Below are 428 nucleotides of genomic sequence, written 5' to 3'. Positions count from 1 at the left end.
GTGATCTACACCTCCGGCTCCACCGGCCAGCCCAAGGGCGTGGGCAACACCCACGCGGCCCTGGCCAAACGCTTGCAGTGGATGCAGCAAACCTACGCGCTGGACGACAGCGACGTGCTGATGCAGAAAGCGCCGATCAGCTTCGACGTGTCGGTGTGGGAGTGTTTCTGGCCGTTGGTCACCGGTTGCCGGCTGGTGCTGACCGGCCCCGGCGAGCACCGTGACCCGCAGCGCATCGCCCAGCTGATCCAGCAACACGGGGTGACCACGCTGCACTTCGTGCCGCCGCTGCTGCAGGTGTTTGTCCAGGAGCCGCTGGCCGCCGGCTGCACCAGCCTGCGCCGGTTGTTCTCCGGTGGCGAGGCGCTGTCCGCGGCCCTGCGCGACCGCGTGCTGCAACTGCTGCCGCAAGTGCAACTGCACAACCG

The 428-nt window shown here is 68.2% G+C and carries 1 protein-coding gene; it reads left to right on the top strand.

Annotated features, from left to right (window positions below):
* A partial coding sequence (locus tag JWH17_RS23340; protein WP_205225102.1) for an AMP-binding protein occupies positions 1–428 on the top strand: 428 nt, incomplete at both ends.

It is taken from the genome of Desulfogranum marinum (assembly GCF_016918565.1).
Lineage (GTDB): Bacteria > Desulfobacterota > Desulfobulbia > Desulfobulbales > Desulfobulbaceae > Desulfogranum > Desulfogranum marinum.
Note: the sequence above shows the minus strand (reverse complement) of the source record. Positions and strands in the feature narration are given on the sequence as shown.